Raw genomic sequence first — 2,599 nt, 5'->3', positions numbered from 1 at the left:
GCCTTTTATGGAGTGGCGAACAATGAGGATCCTTCGATTTGGCTCGATGGGCGATGAGGTGGCGCTTTTGCAGCACCGATTGCTTCGCGCGGGTTTCGAGCTCGCGGTAACACATGTATTTGATGAGGCCACCGAGACTGCGGTCAGAAAGGTACAAGCCGACGCGGGTCTCGTGGTTGACGGCATTGCGGGGCCAAAGACCATGCTCGCGCTTGCCACCGGAAAGCGAGATACCAAGCATCTTGCTGATGCGGATATCGTCAAAGCGGCCGCCTCACTCGATGTTCCCGTCGAGTGCGTGCGTGCCGTAAATGAGGTCGAATCTCGCGGTGAAGGCTTCCTTGTTGATGGCCGACCCGTCATTCTGTTCGAGCGCCACGTGTTTTGGGAGCGGTTAGTGACCCACGGGATCGACCCCAAGCCACTCGCGGCTCGCTATCCGAACATTGTGTCGGAAACCCGTGGCGGCTATGAAGGCGGATCGGCGGAATATGTGCGGCTCGCGTGGGCTCAGATGCTCGCACCAGTCGCCGCATGGGAGGCAACAAGCTGGGGCGCGTTTCAGGTGATGGGCGAACACTGGAAGCGACTCGATTATCAGAGCCCGCAAGAGTTCGTGTCTCGCATGGAGGCAAGTGAGCGCGAGCAGCTTGATGCATTCGTGCGTTTCGTTGCCGCTGACGCCAAGCTGCTCGCGGCGTTGAAATCGCGCCGTTGGGAAGCGTTTGCTGAGGGTTATAACGGCAAGGCGTACAAGGCGAACCTCTATGACGTGAAGCTTGCACGCGCGTATGAGCGCTATGCGCCTACGCCCGCGCCTAAGCCAACGCCAGCCGAAGCGACTGCATGAACTTTCTCGCGATCAAATTTAAGCTCGCTGTCTGCGCACTGCTCATTGCAGCGTCGGTCAGCGCCGTGCTTTATGTCCGAGCGTTGCGTGCGCAGCTCGGGGTGGAAAGTGGACTACTGCGCGCCGCGAGCCAGCGCATTGAAGATCGCGATAGGACCATTCGCGATCTTCAACGTGACGCTCTCGAAAAAGCGCGGCAGCAAGCGCAGCTCGACAGGGCGACGGCCGCTGCCGAGAAGACTGTATCGACGCAACGCCAAGCGATGAGGGAAGCCATTCATGACAGTCCGATCGTTCATCATTGGGCCGACACTGCTTTGCCTGATGATGTTATGCGCTTGTCAGCCAATCCCGCCTACACAGGCTCCGCAGATTTTAGTGCAGCAGTGCCAGACGATCACGCCGTGCGGTTTACCGGCGATGTCACCGCGCACTAACGGCGAGTTACAGGACGCACTGACCACCGCCAAGGGCGCGTGGGCTACGTGCGCCGCAAAAGTGGATCTGATCGTCGAGTGTCAGGCTCGCTCGCAGACCCGCAACGCCGCGCAGAGCAAAGAGGCAAAGCATGATTAAGCCAGGCAGTTTGCGCGCAGCGCTCGCAGCCGCCATTCCGACGCTTGCCGAAAACCCGGACAAGCTGACGCTCTTTATTGATCAAGGATCGATTGCCGCGACCGGCGCGAAGTCGAGCTCGTTCGAATACCGATACGTGCTCAATGTGCTAGTGCTTGATTACGCGGGCCAGGCAGACGACATATTCATCGCGGTGATTGATTGGGTCCGCGCGCATCAGCCTGACCTTGTAACGAACTGGGATCAGCGTGAAAGCGGCATCGCTTACGAGATCGACATTCTTGGCAACAGCACCGCGGATGTGTCGATCAAGCTGCAACTCACCGAAAGCGTCGTCGTGACGGTTGAGAATGGCGCGCGAACAGTGACACATGTTGATGATTCACAATCCGACCAGCAGCCCTGGGAAAGCTGAATTGAATCCGTCCGCTCGCTTCGTTGAAACATTCGATGTTGGAGCAAGTCATGTCCTCAAATACCTCAATGAGTCGCGTGGAACAAAGCGATGCGATCGCAAATCTGATCCGTCGCCAAGCTGTGGGCTATGTAGGCGATATCAGCGCATACGGTGAGTGGGTAAGGTTATTGAGCGAGACGCCGCCAGAGGTGGCCGCCTACGCACTGTCTGTTGCGCTTGGCGGAAAAGCTTATCAGCAAGCGCCTCAACGTCGACGATGCCAGGGGCGCGCATGTTGCTGTTTGAATGGTTAGCAGACGATGGACTCACAATCTCAACTCGATAGCCTGGAGACGTGGGCCAGCACTCTGCTTGCCAAGCTTGATCCCGCTGCTCGGCGCGCGGTGATGCGCGATATCGCCCGCGAGCTGCGCCGCAGCCAGCAAGCGCGCATCGCCGCGCAACGCAATCCGGACGGCAGTGCTTATGAACCCCGCAAGCCGCGCTTGAAGTCTGGAACAAAGAAGCTGCGCGGCAAGCGAGGCCGAATCAAGCGCTCGGCAATGTTCTCCAAGCTTCGCACGACGCGTTATATGCGCATTGAAGCCGATGCGAACGGGCTCGCCATCGGCTTCATCGGTCGCGTGGCGCGGATCGCGCGTGTGCATCAATTCGGTGAAACGGATCATGTCGCGCCCGGTGGCCCGGAGTATCGCTATCCCGCACGTGAGCTGCTTGGCTTCACCTGCGACGATCGCGAGTTGATCCGCGACATG

The 2,599-nt window shown here is 58.9% G+C and carries 5 protein-coding genes; all 5 read left to right on the top strand.

Annotation, left to right across the window (positions count from 1 at the left end):
• Nucleotides 1-22: 22 nt before the first annotated feature.
• Nucleotides 23-850 (top strand): N-acetylmuramidase family protein, encoded by an 828-nt coding sequence (locus QCE79_RS32275; protein WP_309851325.1) that lies wholly within the window; start codon nt 23-25, stop codon nt 848-850.
• Nucleotides 847-1,287 carry a protein lysB gene (locus QCE79_RS32270; protein WP_309851328.1) on the top strand — a complete coding sequence of 147 codons (441 nt, stop codon included), beginning with the start codon at nt 847-849 and terminating at the stop codon, nt 1,285-1,287. Before QCE79_RS32275 ends, QCE79_RS32270 begins: the two co-directional genes overlap by 4 nt.
• On the top strand, nt 1,175-1,426 hold the full coding sequence (lysC, locus tag QCE79_RS32265) for an Rz1-like lysis system protein LysC (protein ID WP_309851321.1): 252 nt from the start codon (nt 1,175-1,177) through the stop codon (nt 1,424-1,426). The genes QCE79_RS32270 and lysC overlap by 113 nt, the downstream gene beginning before the upstream one ends.
• 10 nt (nt 1,427-1,436) lie before the next feature.
• A complete protein-coding gene (locus tag QCE79_RS32260; protein WP_404989453.1) occupies nt 1,437-1,841 on the top strand; it encodes a phage tail protein in 405 nt (134 codons plus the stop codon).
• Between the two features lie 302 nt (nt 1,842-2,143).
• Nucleotides 2,144-2,599 (top strand): phage virion morphogenesis protein (locus QCE79_RS32255; protein ID WP_309851316.1); only part of this gene is annotated, 456 nt, incomplete at its 3' end.

Source organism: Caballeronia sp. LZ003 (assembly GCF_031451465.1).
GTDB lineage: Bacteria > Pseudomonadota > Gammaproteobacteria > Burkholderiales > Burkholderiaceae > Caballeronia.
This window is presented reverse-complemented; position numbering and strand designations above follow the sequence as displayed.